The sequence below is a fragment of the Rhodococcus sp. DMU2021 genome, assembly GCF_019641445.1.
In the GTDB taxonomy this organism is placed as follows: domain Bacteria; phylum Actinomycetota; class Actinomycetes; order Mycobacteriales; family Mycobacteriaceae; genus Rhodococcus; species Rhodococcus pyridinivorans.
In genome coordinates, this window is record NZ_JAIFKB010000001.1 from 142,563 (window position 1) to 161,902 (window position 19,340).

Annotated in this window: 19 protein-coding genes and 1 pseudogene; 9 read left to right on the forward strand and 11 right to left on the reverse strand. The window is 69.1% G+C overall.

Annotation, left to right across the window (positions count from 1 at the left end; genetic code table 11):
• Window positions 1-47 precede the first annotated feature (47 nt).
• The 10 genes and pseudogenes from K3M35_RS00670 to K3M35_RS00715 form a co-directional block, all read right to left on the reverse strand.
• Window positions 48-695 carry an XRE family transcriptional regulator gene (locus K3M35_RS00670; protein WP_024100581.1) on the reverse strand — a complete coding sequence of 216 codons (648 nt, stop codon included), beginning with the start codon at window positions 693-695 and terminating at the stop codon, window positions 48-50.
• A gap of 128 nt (window positions 696-823) precedes the next feature.
• Window positions 824-2,014, reverse strand: a complete 1,191-nt coding sequence (locus K3M35_RS00675) for an FAD-binding oxidoreductase (protein WP_006551155.1) — start codon at window positions 2,012-2,014, stop codon at window positions 824-826.
• 57 nt (window positions 2,015-2,071) lie between these two features.
• Entirely contained in the window at window positions 2,072-2,632 is a 561-nt protein-coding gene (locus tag K3M35_RS00680; RefSeq protein ID WP_121208751.1) for a HutD family protein, read from the reverse strand.
• Entirely contained in the window at window positions 2,633-3,862 is a 1,230-nt protein-coding gene (locus K3M35_RS00685; RefSeq protein ID WP_220665859.1) for an allantoate amidohydrolase, read from the reverse strand.
• A 46-nt stretch (window positions 3,863-3,908) separates the two neighbouring features.
• Window positions 3,909-5,237 (reverse strand): FMN-binding glutamate synthase family protein, encoded by a 1,329-nt coding sequence (locus tag K3M35_RS00690; protein ID WP_006551158.1) that lies wholly within the window; start codon window positions 5,235-5,237, stop codon window positions 3,909-3,911.
• Window positions 5,238-5,283: 46 nt separating this feature from the next.
• A complete protein-coding gene (locus K3M35_RS00695; protein WP_050993466.1) occupies window positions 5,284-5,982 on the reverse strand; it encodes a protein glxC in 699 nt (232 codons plus the stop codon).
• Window positions 5,983-6,035: 53 nt separating this feature from the next.
• Window positions 6,036-6,923, reverse strand: a complete 888-nt coding sequence (locus K3M35_RS00700; protein ID WP_064060924.1) for a glutamine amidotransferase — start codon at window positions 6,921-6,923, stop codon at window positions 6,036-6,038.
• Between the two features lie 42 nt (window positions 6,924-6,965).
• A complete protein-coding gene (glnT, locus tag K3M35_RS00705) occupies window positions 6,966-8,342 on the reverse strand; it encodes a type III glutamate--ammonia ligase (protein WP_006551161.1) in 1,377 nt (458 codons plus the stop codon).
• A 202-nt stretch (window positions 8,343-8,544) separates the two neighbouring features.
• Window positions 8,545-8,951 (reverse strand): annotated as a pseudogene (locus tag K3M35_RS25955) (acyl-CoA dehydrogenase family protein); the annotation flags it as partial.
• Window positions 8,863-9,633 carry an amidase family protein gene (locus tag K3M35_RS00715; protein ID WP_220665963.1) on the reverse strand — a complete coding sequence of 257 codons (771 nt, stop codon included), beginning with the start codon at window positions 9,631-9,633 and terminating at the stop codon, window positions 8,863-8,865. The gene K3M35_RS00715 and the pseudogene K3M35_RS25955, both read right to left, overlap by 89 nt.
• A gap of 410 nt (window positions 9,634-10,043) precedes the next feature.
• Between K3M35_RS00715 and K3M35_RS00725 the strand changes: the two genes are divergently transcribed.
• Genes K3M35_RS00725 through K3M35_RS00760 form a run of 8 tightly spaced genes read left to right on the forward strand, consistent with a single transcriptional unit; the run spans window position 10,044 to window position 16,323 of the window.
• Window positions 10,044-10,421, forward strand: a complete 378-nt coding sequence (locus K3M35_RS00725) for an ethanolamine utilization protein (RefSeq protein ID WP_006551167.1) — start codon at window positions 10,044-10,046, stop codon at window positions 10,419-10,421.
• A gap of 8 nt (window positions 10,422-10,429) precedes the next feature.
• Entirely contained in the window at window positions 10,430-10,942 is a 513-nt protein-coding gene (locus tag K3M35_RS00730; RefSeq protein WP_308257039.1) for a dimethylamine monooxygenase subunit DmmA family protein, read from the forward strand.
• Window positions 10,942-11,937, forward strand: a complete 996-nt coding sequence (locus K3M35_RS00735; RefSeq protein ID WP_006551169.1) for a PDR/VanB family oxidoreductase — start codon at window positions 10,942-10,944, stop codon at window positions 11,935-11,937. The genes K3M35_RS00730 and K3M35_RS00735 overlap by 1 nt, the downstream gene beginning before the upstream one ends.
• Window positions 11,934-12,959, forward strand: a complete 1,026-nt coding sequence (locus K3M35_RS00740; protein WP_081263438.1) for a DUF3445 domain-containing protein — start codon at window positions 11,934-11,936, stop codon at window positions 12,957-12,959. The genes K3M35_RS00735 and K3M35_RS00740 overlap by 4 nt, the downstream gene beginning before the upstream one ends.
• Window positions 12,956-13,432: a dimethylamine monooxygenase subunit DmmA family protein gene (locus tag K3M35_RS00745; protein WP_006551171.1), complete on the forward strand. Its 477-nt coding sequence runs from the start codon at window positions 12,956-12,958 to the stop codon at window positions 13,430-13,432. The genes K3M35_RS00740 and K3M35_RS00745 overlap by 4 nt, the downstream gene beginning before the upstream one ends.
• A gap of 24 nt (window positions 13,433-13,456) precedes the next feature.
• Entirely contained in the window at window positions 13,457-14,437 is a 981-nt protein-coding gene (locus K3M35_RS00750; RefSeq protein WP_064060929.1) for a DUF3445 domain-containing protein, read from the forward strand.
• A gap of 59 nt (window positions 14,438-14,496) precedes the next feature.
• Entirely contained in the window at window positions 14,497-15,708 is a 1,212-nt protein-coding gene (locus K3M35_RS00755) for a winged helix DNA-binding domain-containing protein (protein WP_019289065.1), read from the forward strand.
• A gap of 9 nt (window positions 15,709-15,717) precedes the next feature.
• Window positions 15,718-16,323 carry a GNAT family N-acetyltransferase gene (locus tag K3M35_RS00760; protein WP_006551174.1) on the forward strand — a complete coding sequence of 202 codons (606 nt, stop codon included), beginning with the start codon at window positions 15,718-15,720 and terminating at the stop codon, window positions 16,321-16,323.
• A gap of 22 nt (window positions 16,324-16,345) precedes the next feature.
• Here K3M35_RS00760 and thiD read toward each other — a convergent pair whose 3' ends face one another.
• Window positions 16,346-17,137: a bifunctional hydroxymethylpyrimidine kinase/phosphomethylpyrimidine kinase gene (gene thiD, locus K3M35_RS00765; RefSeq protein WP_006551175.1), complete on the reverse strand. Its 792-nt coding sequence runs from the start codon at window positions 17,135-17,137 to the stop codon at window positions 16,346-16,348.
• Between the two features lie 125 nt (window positions 17,138-17,262).
• Here thiD and K3M35_RS00770 point away from each other — a divergent pair, with 125 nt between their 5' ends.
• Entirely contained in the window at window positions 17,263-19,308 is a 2,046-nt protein-coding gene (locus K3M35_RS00770) for an alpha/beta fold hydrolase (RefSeq protein ID WP_220665860.1), read from the forward strand.
• Window positions 19,309-19,340: the final 32 nt, after the last annotated feature.

The window sequence follows — 19,340 nt, forward strand, 5'->3', positions numbered from 1 at the left end:
CCGCACCGGGCGGTGAGGGCTCCGTCGTGTTCACGGTTGCCGGTCGTTCACGGCTGGTGATTGTCGGGATACGCCGTGACGGCGAGGAACCGGATGGGCAGCTTCAGCAGCTCGTTCGGTCCGTGCAACCCTTCGCCGTCGAGGAGCAGGGCGTCGCCCGGTTGCAGGTGGTACTCGGAATCGCCGTGGCCGTAGAGCATCTCGCCCTCGAGCATGTACAGCAATTCCGTGCCGGGATGCTGGAAGAGCGGGAAGACGTCGCTCGCATCGGTGAGGGTCACCAGCACCGGTTCGAGTCTCTTGTGCTGTCCCCGCAGCGCGCCGAGCAGTTCGTAGTGATGGCCCACCCGCGTACCGCGACCGACGATCTCGGCGCCGTGCCCGTTCTTGGTGAACACCGCGTCGCGGTGCGCGTCCGCGCCCCGGAAGAGCGAGGTGACGGGGACGTCGAGGCCGACGGCGAGCCGGGCGAGCGTCGACAGACTGCACGAGGTCTGGGCGTTCTCGATCTTCGAGAGCATCGCCTTGGAGATCCCCACCTTCGCGGCCATGTCGCCGACGGACAGGCCGCTGGCCAGCCGCAACGACCGCACCTGGTGGGCGATCGCGCGCTCGAGATCCACACCCGTCGGGGTGCCGCGCGGAACTTCGCGTCCGGAATCGTCGTACAAGACGGGACGATCTGGGCTGGCCATCTCGTCAGCGTAGCGTGTGTCCACCGGTGGTGAACGCCGCAATGCAGACATGGCGGTGCCCTCCACAGATCCGGACGACAGGGATCCGGCCGGGTCCGTGGAGGGCACGAGTGCTGAGTAGGTGGGGATCAGCGCATCTCGCCGGCGCCTTCGTAGGGGTTGAGACTCAGGAGCAGATCACCCTCCTCGAAGCGGGAGAAACGGAAGTCGTCCGGGTTCACGTTCGGAAGGTCGGTCTTCCCGTCGATCAGCAGGTCGGCGACCAGCTTGCCCACCGCGGGGGAGATCTTGAATCCGTGCCCGGAGAATCCCGTCGCCAGGAACAGACCCTCGACCGGTGCCGGACCGATGACGGGGTTGTAGTCCTCGGTGACGTCGTAGGCACCGACGTACGAACTGGTGATCCGCGGGTCCGGCATGTCGGGAAGGCGGTTGCCGAGCTTCATGATGTTCTTCTCGATCGTCGAGTCGTCGGCGCGGTTCACGTACTTGTCGGGATCGATGTACTGCGGCGTTTGATGATCGGAATTGCCCACCAGGAGTTCACCGTTCGGCTCACGGCAGATGTACTGCAGACCCGCCAGATCGGACAGCACGGGCACCTCCGGGGTCGGGACACCCTGGTCGACGAGAACCAACTGCGCGCGCTGCGCCCGGACGTCGATGTCGACGCCGACACCGGCGACGAGTGCCGGCGTCCACGGTCCCGCCGCGACGACGACCTGCTCGGCGTGCACCTCGGACCCGTCGGCGAGAGTGACGCCGTAGACCCGGCCCGCGGCGTTCTGCAGCAACGACACCACCGGGGTGCTCTGTCGGATCTTCACGCCCATCCGACGTGCCGTTGCACCGAACGCCATTCCCGCCATGTAGGCCTCGCCGCGACCGCCGAGCGGTTCGTAGGCGAACAGGGCGAAATCGTCGAGGTTCAGGCCCGGCCACAGTTCGGCCATCTTGTCGTGGGAGATGAGTTCGGTGGCGATGCCCAGGCCCTGCATCATCTCGATGTTCGCCTCGAGCGGCTTGACGTTGTTCTCCGCGACACCGACGACGTAACCGCACCGGCGGAATGCCATGTCGTCGCCGAAGATTTCGGTCGCCCTGGTGAAAATATCGACGCCGTACCAGGACATCGCGGCCAGCGAAGGGGTGCCGTAGTGGCACCGCACGACGCCGCTCGATTTACCGGTCATGCCCGAGCAGAGGGTGTCGCGCTCGAGGACGAGGACGTCGGTTTCGCCGCGGTCGGCGAGGGAGTAGGCGATGGCCAGGCCTTCGAGGCCGCCGCCGACGATCAGAAACTTGGTCGTGTCCGTCACCTGAGGATCCTTTGTTCGGTCGGCCTCCGAATCAGGAGGTCGGTGGGGGAGTCGATGTCAGAGGGAGGAAGTGGGTTCGATGCGGACCAGGAGTCCGGTGGCCGACGAGCCTCGTAGGGTGACGGCCTCGCCGCGGATCAGGACGCAGTCCCCGGGCGCAGCTCGTTCGGTACCGGCCTGCACCGAGCCCGATCGCACGTAGAGGGCCGTGACACCATCTGCGGCGGTGTCGCACACCGTGTCGAGCGCGAAGTACCCGACGGCCGCAGTGGCGCCCCCGCGCTCGGTCATGACATTGAATGCACGGGTGGCGCCTCGGGGGACGCAGTGGGGCGCGTCCTCACCGGCGAACGAGTGTGGACGCCACGGATCCAGCGAACGGGGTCCGTGGCCCGAGTCGAGGTCGGCGCCGTGCTCACCGATGACGGTGAAGATCCGTTCCGTGCCGGGAAAGGCCGAGAACTCGCTGGGCTCGGAGCCCAGCTCGGCCACGCTGATCCGCCACAGCGGACGGCCGGAGGGGCCGTCGGGTCCGGTCGCGATCTCCTCCGTGATCCCGGCGCCGTTGCGCCAGGGCACCCGCCGCCGCTCGCCGGGCCGGATCACCTGCGCGGCCACCTAACTGCCCGTCGCCCAGTCCGCCATGATGTCGGCCAGCGCCTGCGCCCCGATGTTGCAATCGTCGGCCTCGGCGAACTCGTGCGGTGAATGCGAGACACCGGTGGGGTTGCGCACGAACAACATTGCGGTGGGAACCTTCTCCGAGAGGATGCCCGCGTCGTGTCCCGCCTGGGTGGGCAGTACCGGGATGTCCCCGAGATGCGACAGCGCGCGGCGCAACCGTTCGCGCGGTCCGGCCGGGAACTCGACGATCGGGGTGATCGATTCGGCGAAGACATCGAGTCCGATCTCGTCCGGCAGGCAGTGTTTGCGGGCCTCGACCTCGATCTCGGCGACCAGCGTCGTCAGGGTCTCCTCGTCCGCGGCGCGAGCGTCGAGCCAGGCCTTGATCTCGGAGGGGATCGCGTTGGCCCCGTTGGGCAGCACCTCGAGTTTGCCGAAGGTGGCGACCGCACCGGCCGCCGCGGCACACGAGCGGGCGCTGTGCACCGACGAGGCGAAGGCGAGCATCGGGTCGCGGCGGTCCACCAGGCGCGTGGCTCCGGCGTGGTTGGCCTCACCGGTGAAGGTGAACTGCCATCGGCCGTGCGGCCAGATCGACGACGCGACCGCGACCGGTGCATCCACGAGGTCGAGGGCCCGGCCCTGTTCGACGTGAAGTTCGACGTACACCCCGACCCGGTCGACGAGGGTGGGGTCGGTGCCGATGTGTTCGGGCACGCGACCGGCGCGGGTCATGGCCTCGGCCAACGTTATTCCGTCACGATCACGCAGGCCGAGCGCACGCTGCGGAGCGAGCGCCCCGGTGGTGAGCTGACTGCCCACGCAAGCCACACCGAAGCGGGCACCCTCCTCGTCGGAGAACGCGGTGATCGCGATCGGCACGGTCGGGACGATGCCGCGCTCGCGGACCAGATCGACCGCGGCGAACGCCGAGACCACGCCGAGTGGTCCGTCGAACGCGCCGCCGTCGGGCACCGAGTCCAGGTGCGAACCGGTGACGAAGGCGTCGGTGGGATCGCCTTCCCAGCCGACGGGGAGCCACCACGCCCACAGGTTCCCGTTCCGGTCCTCTTCGACGTCCATGCCGCGCTCGGCGGCGCAGCCGCGGAACCACTCGCGGAGAGTGAGATCGGCGTCGCTCCAAGCGAATCGGCGATAGCCCCCGGTCGTCGGATGCTTACCGACATCCAGGATCGATGCCCAGAGCGTGTCGAAGGCGGTCATATCTTGTGTCCTCTCGGGAAGTGCGGTGGCAGGCCTGTCGCCACGGTCAGAAGGCGCTGCGGCCGGGGATCCAGTCGGTGCCGGCCAGGGGCACCCGAGCCATCGCGGCGGCCTCCATCGTGACCGCGACGAGGTCCTGCGGTTCGAGATTGCGCAGGTGCGACTTGCCGCACGCCCGGGCGATGGTCTGGGCCTCCATGGTGAGCACCCGCAGGTAGTTCGCGAGGCGGCGGCCACCCTCTACCGGATCGAAGCGGGCCTGCAGGTCGGGATCCTGCGTGGTGATGCCGGCGGGGTCCTTGCCGTCCTGGAAGTCGTCGTAGAAACCGGCTGCGGAGCCCAGCTTCTCGTATTCGGCCTGGTACTTCGGATCGTTGTCGCCGAGGGCGATCAGCGCGGCCGTGCCGATGGCGACGGCGTCCGCGCCGAGGGCCATCGCCTTGGCGACGTCGGCGCCCGAGCGGATACCGCCCGAGACGATCAGCTGCACGCCGCCCGGGGTGCGGTGCACACCCATCTCCTGCAAGGCCTGCACCGCCTGGGGGAGCGCGGCCAGGGTCGGGATGCCGACGTGCTCGATGAAGACGTCCTGGGTGGCAGCGGTGCCACCCTGCATCCCGTCGACCACCACGACGTCGGCGCCGGACTTCACGGCGAGCTTGACGTCGTAGTAGGTGCGGGTCGCGCCGACCTTGACGTAGATCGGCTTCTCCCAGCCGGTGATCTCGCGCAGTTCGAGGATTTTGATGGCGAGGTCGTCGGGGCCGGTCCAGTCGGGGTGCCGGCACGCGCTGCGCTGGTCGATGCCCACCGGCAGGGTACGCATCCCCGCGACCCGCTCGGTGATCTTCTGCCCGAGGAGCATGCCGCCGCCACCGGGCTTGGCTCCCTGGCCGAGCACGACCTCGATGGCGTCGGCCTTGCGGAGGTCGTCGGGGTTCATGCCGTATCGCGACGGAAGGTACTGGTAGACGAGGTGCTTGGACTGCCCACGTTCTTCCGGGGTCATGCCGCCGTCGCCGGTGGTGGTGGACGTGCCGACCTCGCTGGCGCCACGCCCGAGGGCCTCCTTCGCGCGACCGGACAGCGCACCGAAGCTCATTCCGGCGATCGTGACCGGGATGTCGAGGTGCAACGGGTACTTCGCGTTGCGGTCGCCGAGGACGACGTCGGTCTCACACTTCTCGCGGTAGCCCTCGAGTGGGTAACGCGACATGGACGCGCCGAGGAAGAGCAGGTCGTCGAAGTGGGGAACCTTGCGCTTGGCACCCCAGCCGCGGATGTCGTAGATGCCGGTCGCGGCGGCGCGCTGGATCTCGTGGATGACGTTGCGGTCGAAGGTGGCCGACTCACGCAGTCCGGGCTGGAAGGTCATGGAAGTCTCCTCGGGGGTCGAGCGGGCGGAAGAACGTCGGGGGCTCTCAGTAGGCCGAAGCGTTGTCGACGTGGAAGTGGTAGAGCTGCCGGGCCGAGCCGTAGCGGGTGAACTCGGCCGGGTCGGCGTCGAAACCGGCCGTGTCGAGCAGTTCCTGCAGCTCGGCGATGTGCTCGGGGAGCATCTCCTTCTTGACGCAGTCCGCACCGAGCGAGGCGACGCTGCCCCGCACGTAGATCCGCACCTCGTACAGTGAATCGCCCAGGGCCTCACCGGCATCGCCGAGGACGACGAGTCGGCCGGCCTGTCCCATGAAGGCGCTCATGTGACCGATATCACCGCCGACGACGATGTCGACGCCCTTCATCGAGATGCCGCAGCGTGCGGCGGCGTTGCCTTCGATGACCAGCAGCCCGCCGTGGGCGGTCGCACCGGCGGACTGCGAGGCGTCGCCGGTGACGCGCACACTGCCCGACATCATGTTCTCCGCGACCCCGACGCCGGCGTTGCCATCGATGGTCACGTGGGCGTGCTGGTTCATCCCGGCTGCGTAGTAGCCGACGTGGCCGTCGATGCGGACGTCGATCGGCCGGTTCAGGCCGCAGGCGAGTGCGTGGGCGCCTTGCGGGTTCACCACCTCGATCGAGGCCGGGGCCTCCATCGCGTGCAGTGCCGCATTGAGTTCGCGGGTAGTGGTCGTCGCCAGGTCGTAGGTGGCGGTCGGGAGCAGGGTATCGGTGGTCATGATTGCCTCCGGGGATGAGATCGGGACGGCGGAGTCGGGATTCGCGCGGCCGGTCAGCGTCGCCACACGTAGACCCGGTCCGGCTCGGGTTCGAAGATGCGGGCGTCGGCGATGCCGGGAAGTCCTGCCAGGGCGCGGAATTCCGAGGCCATCGCGACGTAGGCGTCGCACTCGGCGACGATCGCGGGCTTGCAAGCGATCGGATCGCGGACCACGGCGAACGAATCGGAGGTGGACACCAGCAGGGTGTAGAACCCGTCGAAGCGTTCACCGAGCAGACGCAGTGCCTTCTCCAGGTCGGCGCCCTCGGCGAGATGTTTGGCGACGAAGCGTGCGCCGACCTCGGTGTCGTTCTCGCTGTCGAACACCACGCCCTCGTCCTCGAGTTCGCGCTTGATCGACAGGTGGTTGGAGAACGAGCCGTTGTGCACGAGGCACTGGTCGGGGCCGACGGCGAAGGGGTGCGATCCTGCTGCGGTGACGGCGGATTCGGTGGCCATGCGGGTGTGGCCGACACCCCGCCGGCCGGAGGCGGCGGGCAGGCCGAAGGTCTCGGCGAGATCGCGGGGATCGCCGGTGCCCTTGAGGACGGTCACGTCGTCGCCGAAACCGATGACGGTCGCGGTGGGAGCCAGCGTGCGGACGGTGTCGGCGAGCAGGGTCGCGGGGACGGGGGCGTGCAGCACGGTGGTGGGGGCGAGATCGAGTGCCCCGACGGTCACACCCAGTGCATCGCCGACGGCGGTGACGAGGTCCGAGGGTGCGTCGAGCACCGAGACCGACGACTCCCCGGCGGGGGAGAAGACCGGGTTGCCGTAGACGGCGACGCCCGCCGAATCCGGTCCGCGGTCCACCATCTGCCCGAGCATCCCGGTCAGCAGGCTGCCCAACCGGGGCTCGAGCGAGGCGTCTCGCAGATGAAGTCCGACGATTCCGCACATGGTCGTCTCTCCTGTTCGATGGGTCTGGAAGAAGTCGGGTGATCAGAAAGCGGTCAGATAGCTGTCGATCTCCCACGGGGTCACGGTGTTGTGCCAGTGGAAGAACTCCTCGCGCTTGAGGGAGGCGAAGTAGTCGGCAACGCCCGCACCGGCTGCGTCGAGTGCGCCGGAGACCACCGGATCGGCCTCGAGGGCGTCCATGGCGTGCAGCAGCGTCATCGGCAGCGTCGCGGTGCCGCCGGTGCCCGGCTCGCCGGGATCGAGGTCGCGTTCGATGCCGTCGAGGCCGGCGGCGACGGTCGCGGCGGTGGCGAGATAGGGGTTGGCCGAGCCGTCCCCGCCGCGCAGTTCGACGCGGTTGGCGTCGGGGACGCGCAGGTAGTGGGTGCGGTCGTTGCCGCCGTAGGTCGCGTAGCGCGGCGACCAGGTGGCGCCGGAGGCGGTGCTGGTGGCGCCGGTGCGCTTGTAGGAGTTGACCGTCGGTGCGATGACACCCTGCAGGGCGCAGGCGTGCTCGAGGATGCCGGCGACGAACGAGTAGGCGGTCTTGGACAGTCCGAGTCCGCAGGAATCGTTCGCGTCGGGGAAGACGGGGGTGTCGCCCTGCCACAGCGACAGGTGCATGTGCATCCCGGAGCCGGTGCGATCGGCGAACGGCTTGGGCATGAAGGTCGCGGTCATGCCGCGCTGCTCGGCGAGCACGGAGATGAGGTAACGCAGGGTGATGACGCGGTCGGCGGTGGTCAGGGCGTCGGCGTACTGGAAGTTCTGCTCGAACTGCCCGTTGCCGTCCTCGTGGTCGTTGGCGTAGTTGCCCCATCCGAGGGTGTTCATCGCCGAGGAGATCGACGTCAGGTGCTCGTACATGCGGGTGACGTCGCGGGCGTCGTAGCAGGGCTGGCGGGAGGTGTCGAGGGCGTCGGCGGTGCGCAGGGTTCCGTTCTCGTCGCGCTGGACGAGGAAGTACTCGATCTCGGTGCCCACCTTGACGCTCAGGCCCTTGGCGGCGGCCTGCGCGAGCGCGGTCTTGAGGATCACCCGCGGGGCGTACGGCCAGGGCTTGCCCTCGACGTAGGGGTCGCAGTGGACCAGCGCCAGGCCCTCGCGGACGAAGGGGATGGGGGTGAAGGACGAGACGTCGGGGATGGCGACCAGGTCGGGGTCCTTGGGGACCTGGCCCATCGAGCCCGCGGCGTAGCCGGCGAAACCGACACCGTCGGTGGCGAGCTCGTCGACGGATTCGACGGGAACCAGCTTGGCGCAGGGCTTTCCGGACAGGGTGGTGAAGACGGCGAGGATGAAGCGGGTGCCGGTCGCGTGTGCGAGCTCGGCCAGACCGGCGGTGCCGGAGGTCTCGGGGGACCGGCCGTTCGTGGACGGGAGGCGCAGCACGGATGTGTCGGTGGCTTCCAGCGTCATGGGGGCTCCTCGGTTCGACGAAGTTTCACTGTAGGAATCGCTGTCGAATAGAAGGAAACACGGTATCCATGACGGGCGTGTTACGCAACCGTGAGATCGCGGTGACGCTTGGCGTGGAAACCGCCCTGTATGCGAACGACAAACAGCGGCGGGACGGTCGAAGGACCGTCCCGCCGCTGCGATGTTCGTGTGAGCGAGGGTTCTATCGGAGACCGAACGAGTTCCCGATGATGTCGCGCTGGATCTCGTTGGTTCCGCCGTAGATCGTCGCGCCGAGGGCCGCGCGCACGTGCTGCACCATGTCGAACTCGGTGGAGTAGCCGTAGCCGCCCATCATCTGCACGCACTCGAGGGCCGTGTTCTTGGCGACCTCCGTCGCCTCGAGTTTGGCCATCGACGACGCCCGCGCCAGACCCTAGGGGTCGTCGAAGGCACGTTCGGCGACGCCGAGCATCTGGGCGGCGAGGATCAGCGCTCGGTCGCCGGCCCGGGCATGAGCTGGGACCAGCCCTGGCCGACCTCACCGACCACCGAGTCGGCGGGCAACTCGCAGTCGGAGAAGTAGAGGTCGTCGACCTCGGTACCGTTCAGGGTGTCGATGCCCTTGACGGCAACGGTGCAGGAAATCGTCCATGCGGAGGCGGAATCCGTCCAGTGCCCGCGGGCACCGGCGACCTCGGCGCTGGTCAGCTGCATCGCGGCTCGCGGACTCGCCCGCTCGTAGCGGGGTCAGCAGCTCCGGATCGTCGAGCAGATGGGCGCGTTCGCGCAGCCCGTCGTCGAGCACGAGCGGCCCGAAGATCTCGTTCCACCCCTGGATCGGGATGTCGGTCTCGACGACCTCGTGCCCGAGATCCGACAGGATTCCGGCGACGGTCTCGACGGTGCGGGCGACCGCGGGATCGACCGGACGTCCGTCCGGGCGCCGGAAGAAGGCGATCCGCCGGTGCCGCACCGCGGTGCGTTCGAAGGTCGTCTCGGCGAGGATCTCCGTCATGATGCGGGCGTCGTCCACCGTCCAGGCCAGCGGGCCGACGGTGACGAAATCAGTCATCGCGCGGAAACCCCGTTCGTCCGCGCACGATCCGGTGGTCGGCTTGAACCCGACGAGTCCGCTGAAGGCCGCCGGGATGCGGATGGACCCGCCGCCGTCCGAGCCGAGCGCGATCGTCGCGAGACCGGCGCCGACGGAAGCCGCGGCGCCACCGCTCGAACCGCCCGGCGTACGGGACGGATCCCACGGGTTCCCGGTCTCCGGCCGAGCAGGTTGTCGCTGGTCGCGGACTGGCAGAACTCGGGTATGTCGGTCTTGCCGGGCATCACCGAGCCCGCGGCGCGCAGCCGGGCGACGGCACCGGAGTCGGACCGGGCGATCCGCCCGCGCTGGGTCGGACTACGTCTGGTACGCGCAGGACGCCCTGCAGGAGACGCCCATACCGCTCGAACGGGCCGCCGAGATCGTCACGCGTATCTGGCATCGCGCCCTCTTCGATCCCGGCCGCTGACGGATGTTCCGTCCAGGTTCCGGGGAACCTCCTCGAGGGTCCGGATTCCCTTGCCCTCGAGAGGAATCGGTTACGCGCGTTAACAGAACTGCAACCATCGCTGCGTTTCTTCCCATTATCGTCTGTTTCACGTCAGCGATCGACGTTCTCATTGCACACCGCGCGTTCGCGCATTCCTTCCCTTTGAGGAGTTGCCATGTCCGAGACCACCACCGTGCCCGCATTCCGAGTGACCTCCGGTTTCTGGAAGAACCTCCCGCAGATGTCGGTCGACGAGTTCCCGGGAACGAAGGGCTACATCGACGACGTCCACCCGAATCCCGAAGGCTGCCCCATGGCCTCCGGCTACTTCCGTCTCGAACCCACCGAGGCGCCCCTCGACTACACCTACGAATACGACGAGATGAAGGTCGTCCTCGACGGCGAGTTCCGCCTCGAGAACCTCGACACCGGCCAGGTCGAGATCGCCCGTGCGTACGACGCGATCTTCTTCCCCAAGGGATCCCGCATCCGCTTCACCACCCCCGAAGGCGCGCTCGCCTTCTACGTCGGCCTCCGCTCCTTCGCGCCCTAGGAGATGCCGTGAACGTCTGTATGGACACCACCAGTATGCCGAGGTGGGACGAGGAACGGAGCATCGCCGGCGGGGGACGGACCTTCACGATCCTGTCCTTCGGCGACGAGGCCGCCGAGCAGGCGCGGAATCTCTTGCTGTCCTTCGACGGTCGGCGGGTGGACTGGATGCGTCTGCCCGCCGAGTGGGGCGACACAGCTGCCCGCGTCCTCCGACGGCAGCTCGACGCCTCCCGGGTCGGCTGCCGACTCGTCCTCGTCGGATCCGAGGCCGCCGTCCTCGCCGCAAGGGCCGTGGCGGTGGCCGGCGGGCTCGTCGACGAGGAGATCATGCCCGTCCCGATCGACACCGCCGACCACGCGGTCTATTGCGCACACTGTCACACCACCCATCTCGCCGACGTCGAGGTCGGCCGGTGCACCACCTGCCCGAACTGCCGCGCGGAACTCGTGGTCTACCACCATGTCTCGCGTCACCACGCGGCCTACCTCGGCTACATGATCGACGCGGAGGAACGCTGATGACCCTGATGTCCGACAGCCCCGCAACGAACGTGCCGTCCGACGCCGGCCTGGTGCTGGCGGTCGACGAGGTCACCGCACTGACCCCGACCGTGCGGCACATGCGGCTGGTCGCGTCCGACGGCGCACTCCTGCCCTCCTTCACCCCGGGCAGTCACATCGTCGTGACCTGCGGAACCGGGCCGGAGGGGCAATCCCGCCGAAACTCCTACTCCCTCACCGGACCCGGTTTCGAGCCCGACCACTACGGCATCTCCGTACGGCTCGAGGAGGACGGCCGCGGTGGCTCCCGCTGGATCCACTCCCTGCGAGCGGGGGACAGGGTGCAGGTGAGCACCCCGCGCAGCGCCTTCGCCCCGGTCCTCACCGCGCGGCACCACCTGCTCGTCGCCGGCGGAATCGGCGTCACCCCGATCCTGTCCCACGTCCGCGCCGCCGTGCAGTGGGGCCGCTCGTTCGAGGTGCACTACGTCCACCGGGAGGGCGACGCCGCCCACCTCGACGACCTGGAGCAGCTGTGCGGCGACCGCCTCCACCTCCACACCGGCCGCGACGGCTTCTGGGAGCATATGGGACCCGCGCTGCTGGACCAGCCGATCGGCACCCACCTCTACGCGTGCGGCCCGGCTGCGCTCATCGACGAACTCACCGACCGTGCCGGTCGCGCCGGCTGGCCCGGCGCCCGCGTGCACTACGAGCACTTCGGGGTCGGCGACCTCGACCCCGGCGAACCGTTCACCGCACACCTCACCCGCAGCGGCGTCGACGTGGACGTCGCCTCGGGTGTCAGCCTCCTCGAAGCGCTCGGATCCCGCGGCATCGCGGTCCCCAGCCTCTGCCGTCAGGGCGTGTGCGGGGAGTGCCGGCTGCCCGTGGTGAGCGGCGACATCGAACACCGCGACCTGTATCTCGGCGCCGCCGAGAAGGAGGCCGGAGACTGCCTCATGCCGTGCGTCTCCCGCGCGAACGGACCCCGATTGGAGCTGGATCTGTGAGTACCACGATCGACCTCGAGGCCCTCGGCGACAGCGCGGCGATCCCCGACCGCATCGCCCGCTTCCCGTTCCCCTTCCCCCGCGACACCTACCGCTACAGCACCAACGTCGAACCCGCCGGCAGTGTCGTGGAGACACCCGTCGGGGGATGGGGGACCCACCCCGTCGACGTCGACGGCCGGTACCGGGAGGATCTCGCCGAACGCACCCGCATCCTCGCCGAGGACCCCACCCGGTTCCAGGCTCTGCCGCACATGGAGATCGCCCAGTGGGACGCGATGCTCACCCTCATGCGGATGCTCACCGACGCCCACCCCGAGAAGTTCTCGCTCGACGGGGACGGTGCGGCCCGGCGATTCACCAACCGGGCACTCGGCGTCGAACAGTCCTTCGTGTTCGGTGATCCGTCCACCCTGCCCGAACCACCCCTGCTGTTCGTCGGCAGGCACCTCCAGGAGGACGTCGTGCTGCTCGACCAGCGTGAGGGTGCCCTCTGGGGCGACGCCGGACTGGTGACCTTCGCCGCCGACTGGTCGCTGCGCTTCGACGTCGGCATGAGCTTCCTGCAGATCCACGGGCCCGTCCCGCGCGTGCACACCGAAGGGGTCATCCCGCGCGCCCAGCAGTTCCTCATGGGCCTGCAGCCCGGCCGGCAGTACCGCCGCACCAACTGGTCGCTCAGCGTCGACCGCCTCCTCGACCAGTCCACCGAGACCTATCCCGTGTGGGGACGCGACCGGCGGCTGCTCGCCGAGGGGCCGCTCGAGGACGTGGGGCGCCGGCTGAACCTGCGCGTCGAGGTCCAGCACCTCGTGCGCCTCGGTGTCTCCGGCGCGATCATGTTCCTCATCCGCACCTACCTGCTGCCCTTCGAGGACATCGCCCGCGTACCGGAATGGGCCGAGCGGTTGTGTCGTGTCCTCGAGGAGCTGCCCGAGGATATGGCCGACTACAAGGGCATCACCCGCACCCGCGAACCGGGGGTGCGCTGGCTCCGCACCTACGGGGGTGTGCGGACGTGAAGGCCTCCGGATTCGTCCACGGCGACCCACCCGCACTCGACCGTGCCGGTCGCGCCTTCCTCGTCCTCGCCGCGAGCGACTGCGAACTCGCGCGAAAGGCGGTGCGGCACTGGATGGCCGACGCCTCCGAACTTGGACGCGACGCCGCCGCCCTCTACGACCCGACACCCGGTCGCGCCGCCGAAGCGGTCGCCGCGCTGAGGGCGGGATCACGCATCCTCGTCGCCGGTCCGGCCGCCGAGGCCATGGCCTACACCGCCGCCGCCCGGCAGGCCGGCGCCCTGCCCTGCGAACTCATCACCTACGTCACGTCGACGGTGACGCTGACGGTTTTCTGCCCCCACTGCGAGACGACACAGCGGGCCGACGCGCGACCCGGCGACAGGATCTCGTGCGCCGGGTGCGGGATCTCCCTCGAGATCCGCCCGCACCTGTCGAGTCACCACGGCACCTATCTCGGAGCCGTCGCCTGACAGAACCGACCGGAAGGACCGAATGTGACCGTTACCAGCGACCTGTCCTATCTCCCGTGGCCTTTTCTCGAAGGTGAGAACAGATTCCGCTACGGGGTCAACGTCGAACCCGCTCGCCGCCGCGTCGACACGTTCGTCGGCGGCTGGGGCGAACACATCGTCGACCTCGGACCTGACTACGTCGAGATGATGGCCCTGCGACAGGGGATCCTCGAGCGGGACCCGCACCGGGTCCGCTACCTCCCGCACATGACCCCGGCCTCGTGGGACCTGCTGATGTTCTACTTCCGCGAGATGGCCGCGTCGTATCCCGACCTCATGACCCTCGACCGCCTCGGATCCGGATACCGTTGGCGCAACCAACCTCTCGGAATCGACTGCACCTTCGTCCCGGGTGATCCGGAGACGCTGCCCGAACACCCGCTGGTGTTCGTCGCCTGCCAGATCCCCGACGACGTCCTGCTCGTCACCGAACGCGACGGCCACTTCTACTTCGACGCCGCCGTGGTGACCTCCTCCGCCGACTGGTCGGTGAAGTTCGACATCGGCATGAGCATGCACGAGATCCACCGTCCCGTACCCGGTCTCACGCGCGACGGGGTCACCGACCGGGCCGAGCAGTTCCTGCGCCGGCTCACCGCCGACCAGCCCTACCGACGGGTGAACTGGACCTTCTCGGCCGTCGGCTCGCGGCGCCGCGACACGAGCCTCGAGACGATGCCCGAGTGGATGGACGACATCCCCCGCCTGATGGCCGAGAAGGACTGGGGGAGGATCCAGCTGCGCATCGAACTCGAGCACCTCATCCGGCTGCCGACGACCGGTGCGATCGTGTTCAACATCCGCACCTACATGGCACCCCTCGCCGAGATCGCCGCCTACCCGCAGTGGGCGTACCAGCTCGCCGACATCGTCGAGGAGCTGCCGCGCGAGATCGCGCAGTACAAGGGCATCGACGAGTACCGGATGGAGGCGATGGCCTGGCTGCGCGAACGAGCAGCCTGAGGCCGCGGGGCCCCTTCACCGCGCGCCCGAGGTCGGTGGCCGGTCCTACGATGACGGCCATGGCCGCACCCAGGATCGACGTGGACGAACGCCGGGCACGACTGGCCGTCCGGCACCGGTTGCATCCCGCCCACCGCGCCCCCGACGCCGTCGACGCGGCGACGTCCCTGGTGTGCCTGCACGGCACCGACCCGGCGACCGTCTACCTGTCGGCGTGGGCACGTGTGGACGGGTTCACCGTGGCCGACCTCGACAGGGCGCTCTACGACGACCGCACCATGGTCAAACACATGGCCATGCGGCGCACCGTCTTCGTCGTCCCGCTCGACACCCTCCCGGTGGTGCAGGCCGGGGCGAGCGCCCGGGTTGCCGCCGCACAACGGCGCACGGTCGTCAAGGACGTCGTGAAGGCCGGATTGCACGACGACGGCGAGAGCTGGCTCGACGAGGTGAGCCGCCACATCCTCGCCGCCCTGGCCGACGGGCGGGAGGCGACATCGAGCGAGCTCAAGGCCGAGATCCCGCTCCTCGACGGCGCGCTGGAGTTCGGTGCCGGCAAATCCTGGGGTGGGCCGGTCACCTTCGCGCCTCGCGTGCTCACGGTGCTCTCCGCCGAGGGGAAAGTGGTCCGGGCGTCGAACAAGGGGTCGTGGCGGGTTTCGCGCCCCACCTGGACGACCACCGAGTCGTGGCTGGGCTCGGCCGTCGACCCCGTCGACGAGGCGACGGGTGTGCGCGAACTCGTGCGGATGTGGCTGCGCGCATTCGGTCCCGGCACCGAGGGGGATCTGAAATGGTGGCTCGGCTCCACCCTCACTGCCGTCCGCGCGGCCCTCGCCGAACTCGACGTGGTGGAGGTCGATCTCGACGGCCGTCCCGGCTACCTCCTGGCCGACGACGTGGACGAGCCCGCTCCCGTCGAACCGTGGGGTGCACTGCTGCCCGGTCTGGACCCCACGGTCATGGGGTGGACCGAACGCGAGTGGTATCTCGGGCCGTACAAGGAGGCGCTGTTCGACTCCAACGGCAACGCCGGTCCCACCGCCTGGTGGGACGGACGGATCGTCGGCACGTGGTGGCAGACCGACACGGGAGCGGTGAGCCTGCATCTGCTCGAGGACATCGGCGCCGAGGGCACCGCGGTGCTACGCGAGGAAGCCGCCCGCCTCGACGACTGGCTGGGTGGGGTGCGGGTGATGCCGCGGTTCCCCACGCCCCTCGCGAAGGAACTGGCGACGGAAGGCAGGTCGTCGGGCACGTCTTCGTCGTAGGCTGCCGACATGGCCGTCGAACCGAGAACCGCCACGCGCCGCGACATTCCGGTCTTCGCTCGGGTGATCGCCGAGGCGTTCTTCGACGATCCGGTCTTCGCGTGGATGTTCCCGGACGAGGAGCACCGTATCCGCCGCATGACCCGTTTCTTCGCCGCCGACGCCCGCCACCACATGGTGCCGTTGGGAGCCACCGACATCGCCGAGTCCGATGGGACCGTCGGAGGCGCGGCGATGTGGGCGCCGCCCGGACGATGGCGCACCGATGCGTGGACCTCCCTCCGCCTCCTGCCCGGCTTCTACGCCGCGCTCGGCCGCTACATGAAGCGGGGAGGGCAGGTCAACGTCACCCTCGACGCGGCGCATCCGGACGAACCGCACTGGTACCTGTCGACGATCGGCACCTCACCTGATGCGCGGGGGACCGGCCTCGGCAAAGCCCTGATGAAGGCCGGCCTCGACCGTGCCGACGCCGAACACGCCCCCGCCTACCTCGAGTCGAGCAAGGAATCGAACGTTCCCTACTACGAGCGGTTCGGGTTCGAGGTCACCCGCGCCATCGTCATCCCCGGTGGTGGGCCGACCCTGTGGGGGATGTGGCGGCAGCCGCGCTGACGGGATGCTTCCCGCTTTCGGATCAGGCGCCCTGCCAGACGGTGTCGAACGGGGTGTTGGCGGACACGCGGCCCTTGATCCCGGTCGTGACGAAATCCTTCGCGCGGGCCGCGGCGTCGGCGACCGACGCGCCCTTCGCGAGTTCGGCGGTGATCGCGGCGGCGAGGGTGCAGCCGGCGCCGGAGACACGCTCGTTGCCGACCTTCGGTGCCGTCAGGAGGGTGACCTCGGAGCCGTCGAACAGCACGTCCACGGCGTCCTCGCCGTCGAGTTCGACGCCGCCCTTCGCGACGACATACTTCGGGCCGAGGTCGTGGATGCGACGCGCCGCCTCGATGAGCTGGTCGACCGAGGTGATCTCGTCCATCCCGGACAGCGTCCGTGCCTCGAACAGGTTCGGGGTGACGACCGTGGCGTGGGGGAGCACCTGCGCGCGCAGGGCGTTGTCGGTGTCGAGGGCCGCGCCGGCCTCCTGGCCCTTGCAGATCAGGACCGGGTCGAGCACGACGTGCCGCCAGTCCTGCTTCTCGAGTCCCTCGGCGACGACGTCGATCGTCGCGGGCGTGCCCAGCATGCCGATCTTCACCACGTCGAGATTGTGGGCGGCGGTGGCGGCCTCGATCTGCTCGGCGATCACGTCGGCCGGGACGGGGAAGAAGCGGTGGCCCCAGTTGTTCTTCGGGTCGAACGAGACGATGCACGTCGTGGTGCCCACCCCGTACACACCGAGCTGCTGGAACGTCTTGAGGTCGACCTGCAGACCGGCGCCACCGGTCGCTTCCGAGCCGGCGATGACGTATGCGAGGTCGACCATGTGAGTGCTCCGTTCGGACTGGGTGACGGCGTTGCCACGGGATGTACCCGCCGAACGACCAGGTTACAGACGAACTCGGTGCCACCTTGCGGACCGCCCACCGCCGCTCCCGATATCGTCCAGGCATGACGGCCTTCCACGAGCTCGACGACTACCTGGCGCTTCCTCGCGTCACCTCCCTCACGATGTCCCCGGACGGGAATCGCCTGGTGATCACGCAGTCGACGCTCGACGACAAGGCCACCTCGTACACCGAGGCTTTGTGGGAGGTGGATCCCGAAGGCAACGCCCCGGCGCGCCGCCTCACCCACGGCACCACGGGTGAATCGAACCCGACCTTCACCGCGTCCGGCGACTTGCTGTTCACCGCCGCCCGGGGCAAGGACGATCCGCCGGTGTCGTTGTGGCGACTGCCCGCAGCGGGCGGCGAGGCCGAGCAGGTCGGATCCCGCAAGGGTGGATTCGCATCGGTGCACGCGGCATCCGAGGCCGACCGGATCGTCCTCGTCGCGTCCGTCCTCGGCCACAGCGAGTCCGACGACGAACGGATCCGGGACGCCCGTAAGGACAAGGTCGTCACCGCGGTGCTGCACACGGGCTATCCGGTGCGCTACTGGGACCACGATCTCGGACCCGACCAGCCGCACCTGCTCGTCCCGGACAACTGCGGCCACGGGTTCACCGACCTCACGCCCGGGATCCGAGGGTCGCTGCGTGATGGCTCCGTCGACATCGCTGCCGACGGTTCGTTCGCCGCCGCGACCTGGGTGGTCCCCGGTCCGCTCGCCTCGCGCCGGGTCACGCTCGTGCGGGTCGATCTCGGCACCGGCCTGCGCACCCCGCTCGTCGACGACGAGACCGGCGACGCGACGCACCCGTCGATCTCGCGCGACGGGACGAAGCTCGCCTACCTGCACGAATCGATGGGCGACGCGGAGAACCCGCCGCAGATCACCGTCCGCGTCCTGGACATCGCGAGCGGAACCACGACCATCGAGGCCCCCGAATGGGACAGACGTCCCACTTCCGTCACCTGGCTGCCCGACGGTTCCGGTCTCGTGCTCACCGCCGACGATCACGGCCGTGCGCCGGTCTTCGTGCAGAGACTCGGGTCCGCGCAGCCCGACCGCCTGACCGCGGACGACGCCGCCTACGCGGACGTCTGCCTCGCACCCGACGGCAGCAGGGCGTACGCGCTGCGCGCCTCCTACGAAGCGCCGCCGCACCCCGTGCGCATCGACCTCACCGGACCGGACGCCGGCACCGTTACGCCGCTACGTGCTCCCGCTGCGCTCCCGGAACTGCCGGGACGTCTCGAGGAACTGACCACCGAGGCCGCCGACGGCACGCCGCTGCGGGCGTGGTTCGCGCTTCCGCACACGGCGTCCGCCGACGGCACGCCGCTGCGGGCGTGGTTCGCGCTTCCGCACACGGCGTCCGCCGACGACCCCGCGCCGATGCTTCTGTGGGTGCACGGCGGTCCGCTGAGCAGCTGGAACACCTGGTCGTGGCGCTGGAACCCGTGGCTCCTCGTCGCCCGCGGCTATGCGGTGCTGCTGCCCGATCCCGCACTGTCCACCGGCTACGGCGACGACTTCGTGCGGCGTGGCTGGGGTCGGTGGGGGAACGAACCGTACACCGATCTGATGGCCGTCACGGATGCCGCGGTCGCGCGTGAGGATATCGACGAGGAGCGGACCGCGGTGATGGGCGGATCGTTCGGTGGATATCTCGCCAATTGGATCGCCGGGCACACCGACCGGTTCCGCGCGGTCGTCACCCACGCGGGTCTGTGGGCGCTGGACCAGTTCACCCCGACCACCGACGTTGCCTGGTACTGGCAGCGGGAGATGACCCCGGAGATGGCGGTCGAGAACTCACCGCACCTGTTCGTCGCCGACATCGTCACGCCCATGCTCGTGATCCACGGCGACAAGGACTATCGCGTCCCGATCGGCGAAGCCCTGCGCCTGTGGTACGAGCTGCTCAACGAATCGGGTCGACCCGCCGAGGACGACGGCACCACCGTCCACCGCTTCCTGTACTTCCCGTCCGAGAACCACTGGGTGCTGAAGCCTCAGCACTCGAAGATCTGGTACCGGGCCGTCGAGGCGTTCCTGTCCGAGCACGTGCTCGGTCGCCCGCTCGACCTGCCGGACGAGCTGGGCTGACCGAGGACGTCCGCTCGGGGTCTACTGCCTCG

Excerpts from the sequence above, each read along its gene's own strand:
- K3M35_RS00685 (WP_220665859.1), bottom strand. The coding sequence starts at position 3,862 with ATGACCGCCTTCGACACGCTCTGGGCATCGATCCTGGATGTCGGTAAG.
- K3M35_RS00735 (WP_006551169.1), top strand. The coding sequence starts at position 10,942 with ATGACCCTGATGTCCGACAGCCCCGCAACGAACGTGCCGTCCGACGCC.
- K3M35_RS00760 (WP_006551174.1), top strand. The coding sequence starts at position 15,718 with ATGGCCGTCGAACCGAGAACCGCCACGCGCCGCGACATTCCGGTCTTC.
- K3M35_RS00700 (WP_064060924.1), bottom strand. The coding sequence starts at position 6,923 with ATGTGCGGAATCGTCGGACTTCATCTGCGAGACGCCTCGCTCGAGCCC.
- thiD (WP_006551175.1), bottom strand. The coding sequence starts at position 17,137 with ATGGTCGACCTCGCATACGTCATCGCCGGCTCGGAAGCGACCGGTGGC.
- glnT (WP_006551161.1), bottom strand. The coding sequence starts at position 8,342 with ATGACGCTGGAAGCCACCGACACATCCGTGCTGCGCCTCCCGTCCACG.
- K3M35_RS00755 (WP_019289065.1), top strand. The coding sequence starts at position 14,497 with ATGGCCGCACCCAGGATCGACGTGGACGAACGCCGGGCACGACTGGCC.
- K3M35_RS00770 (WP_220665860.1), top strand. The coding sequence starts at position 17,263 with ATGACGGCCTTCCACGAGCTCGACGACTACCTGGCGCTTCCTCGCGTC.
- K3M35_RS00690 (WP_006551158.1), bottom strand. The coding sequence starts at position 5,237 with ATGACCTTCCAGCCCGGACTGCGTGAGTCGGCCACCTTCGACCGCAAC.
- K3M35_RS00695 (WP_050993466.1), bottom strand. The coding sequence starts at position 5,982 with ATGACCACCGATACCCTGCTCCCGACCGCCACCTACGACCTGGCGACG.
- K3M35_RS00725 (WP_006551167.1), top strand. The coding sequence starts at position 10,044 with ATGTCCGAGACCACCACCGTGCCCGCATTCCGAGTGACCTCCGGTTTC.
- K3M35_RS00670 (WP_024100581.1), bottom strand. The coding sequence starts at position 695 with ATGGCCAGCCCAGATCGTCCCGTCTTGTACGACGATTCCGGACGCGAA.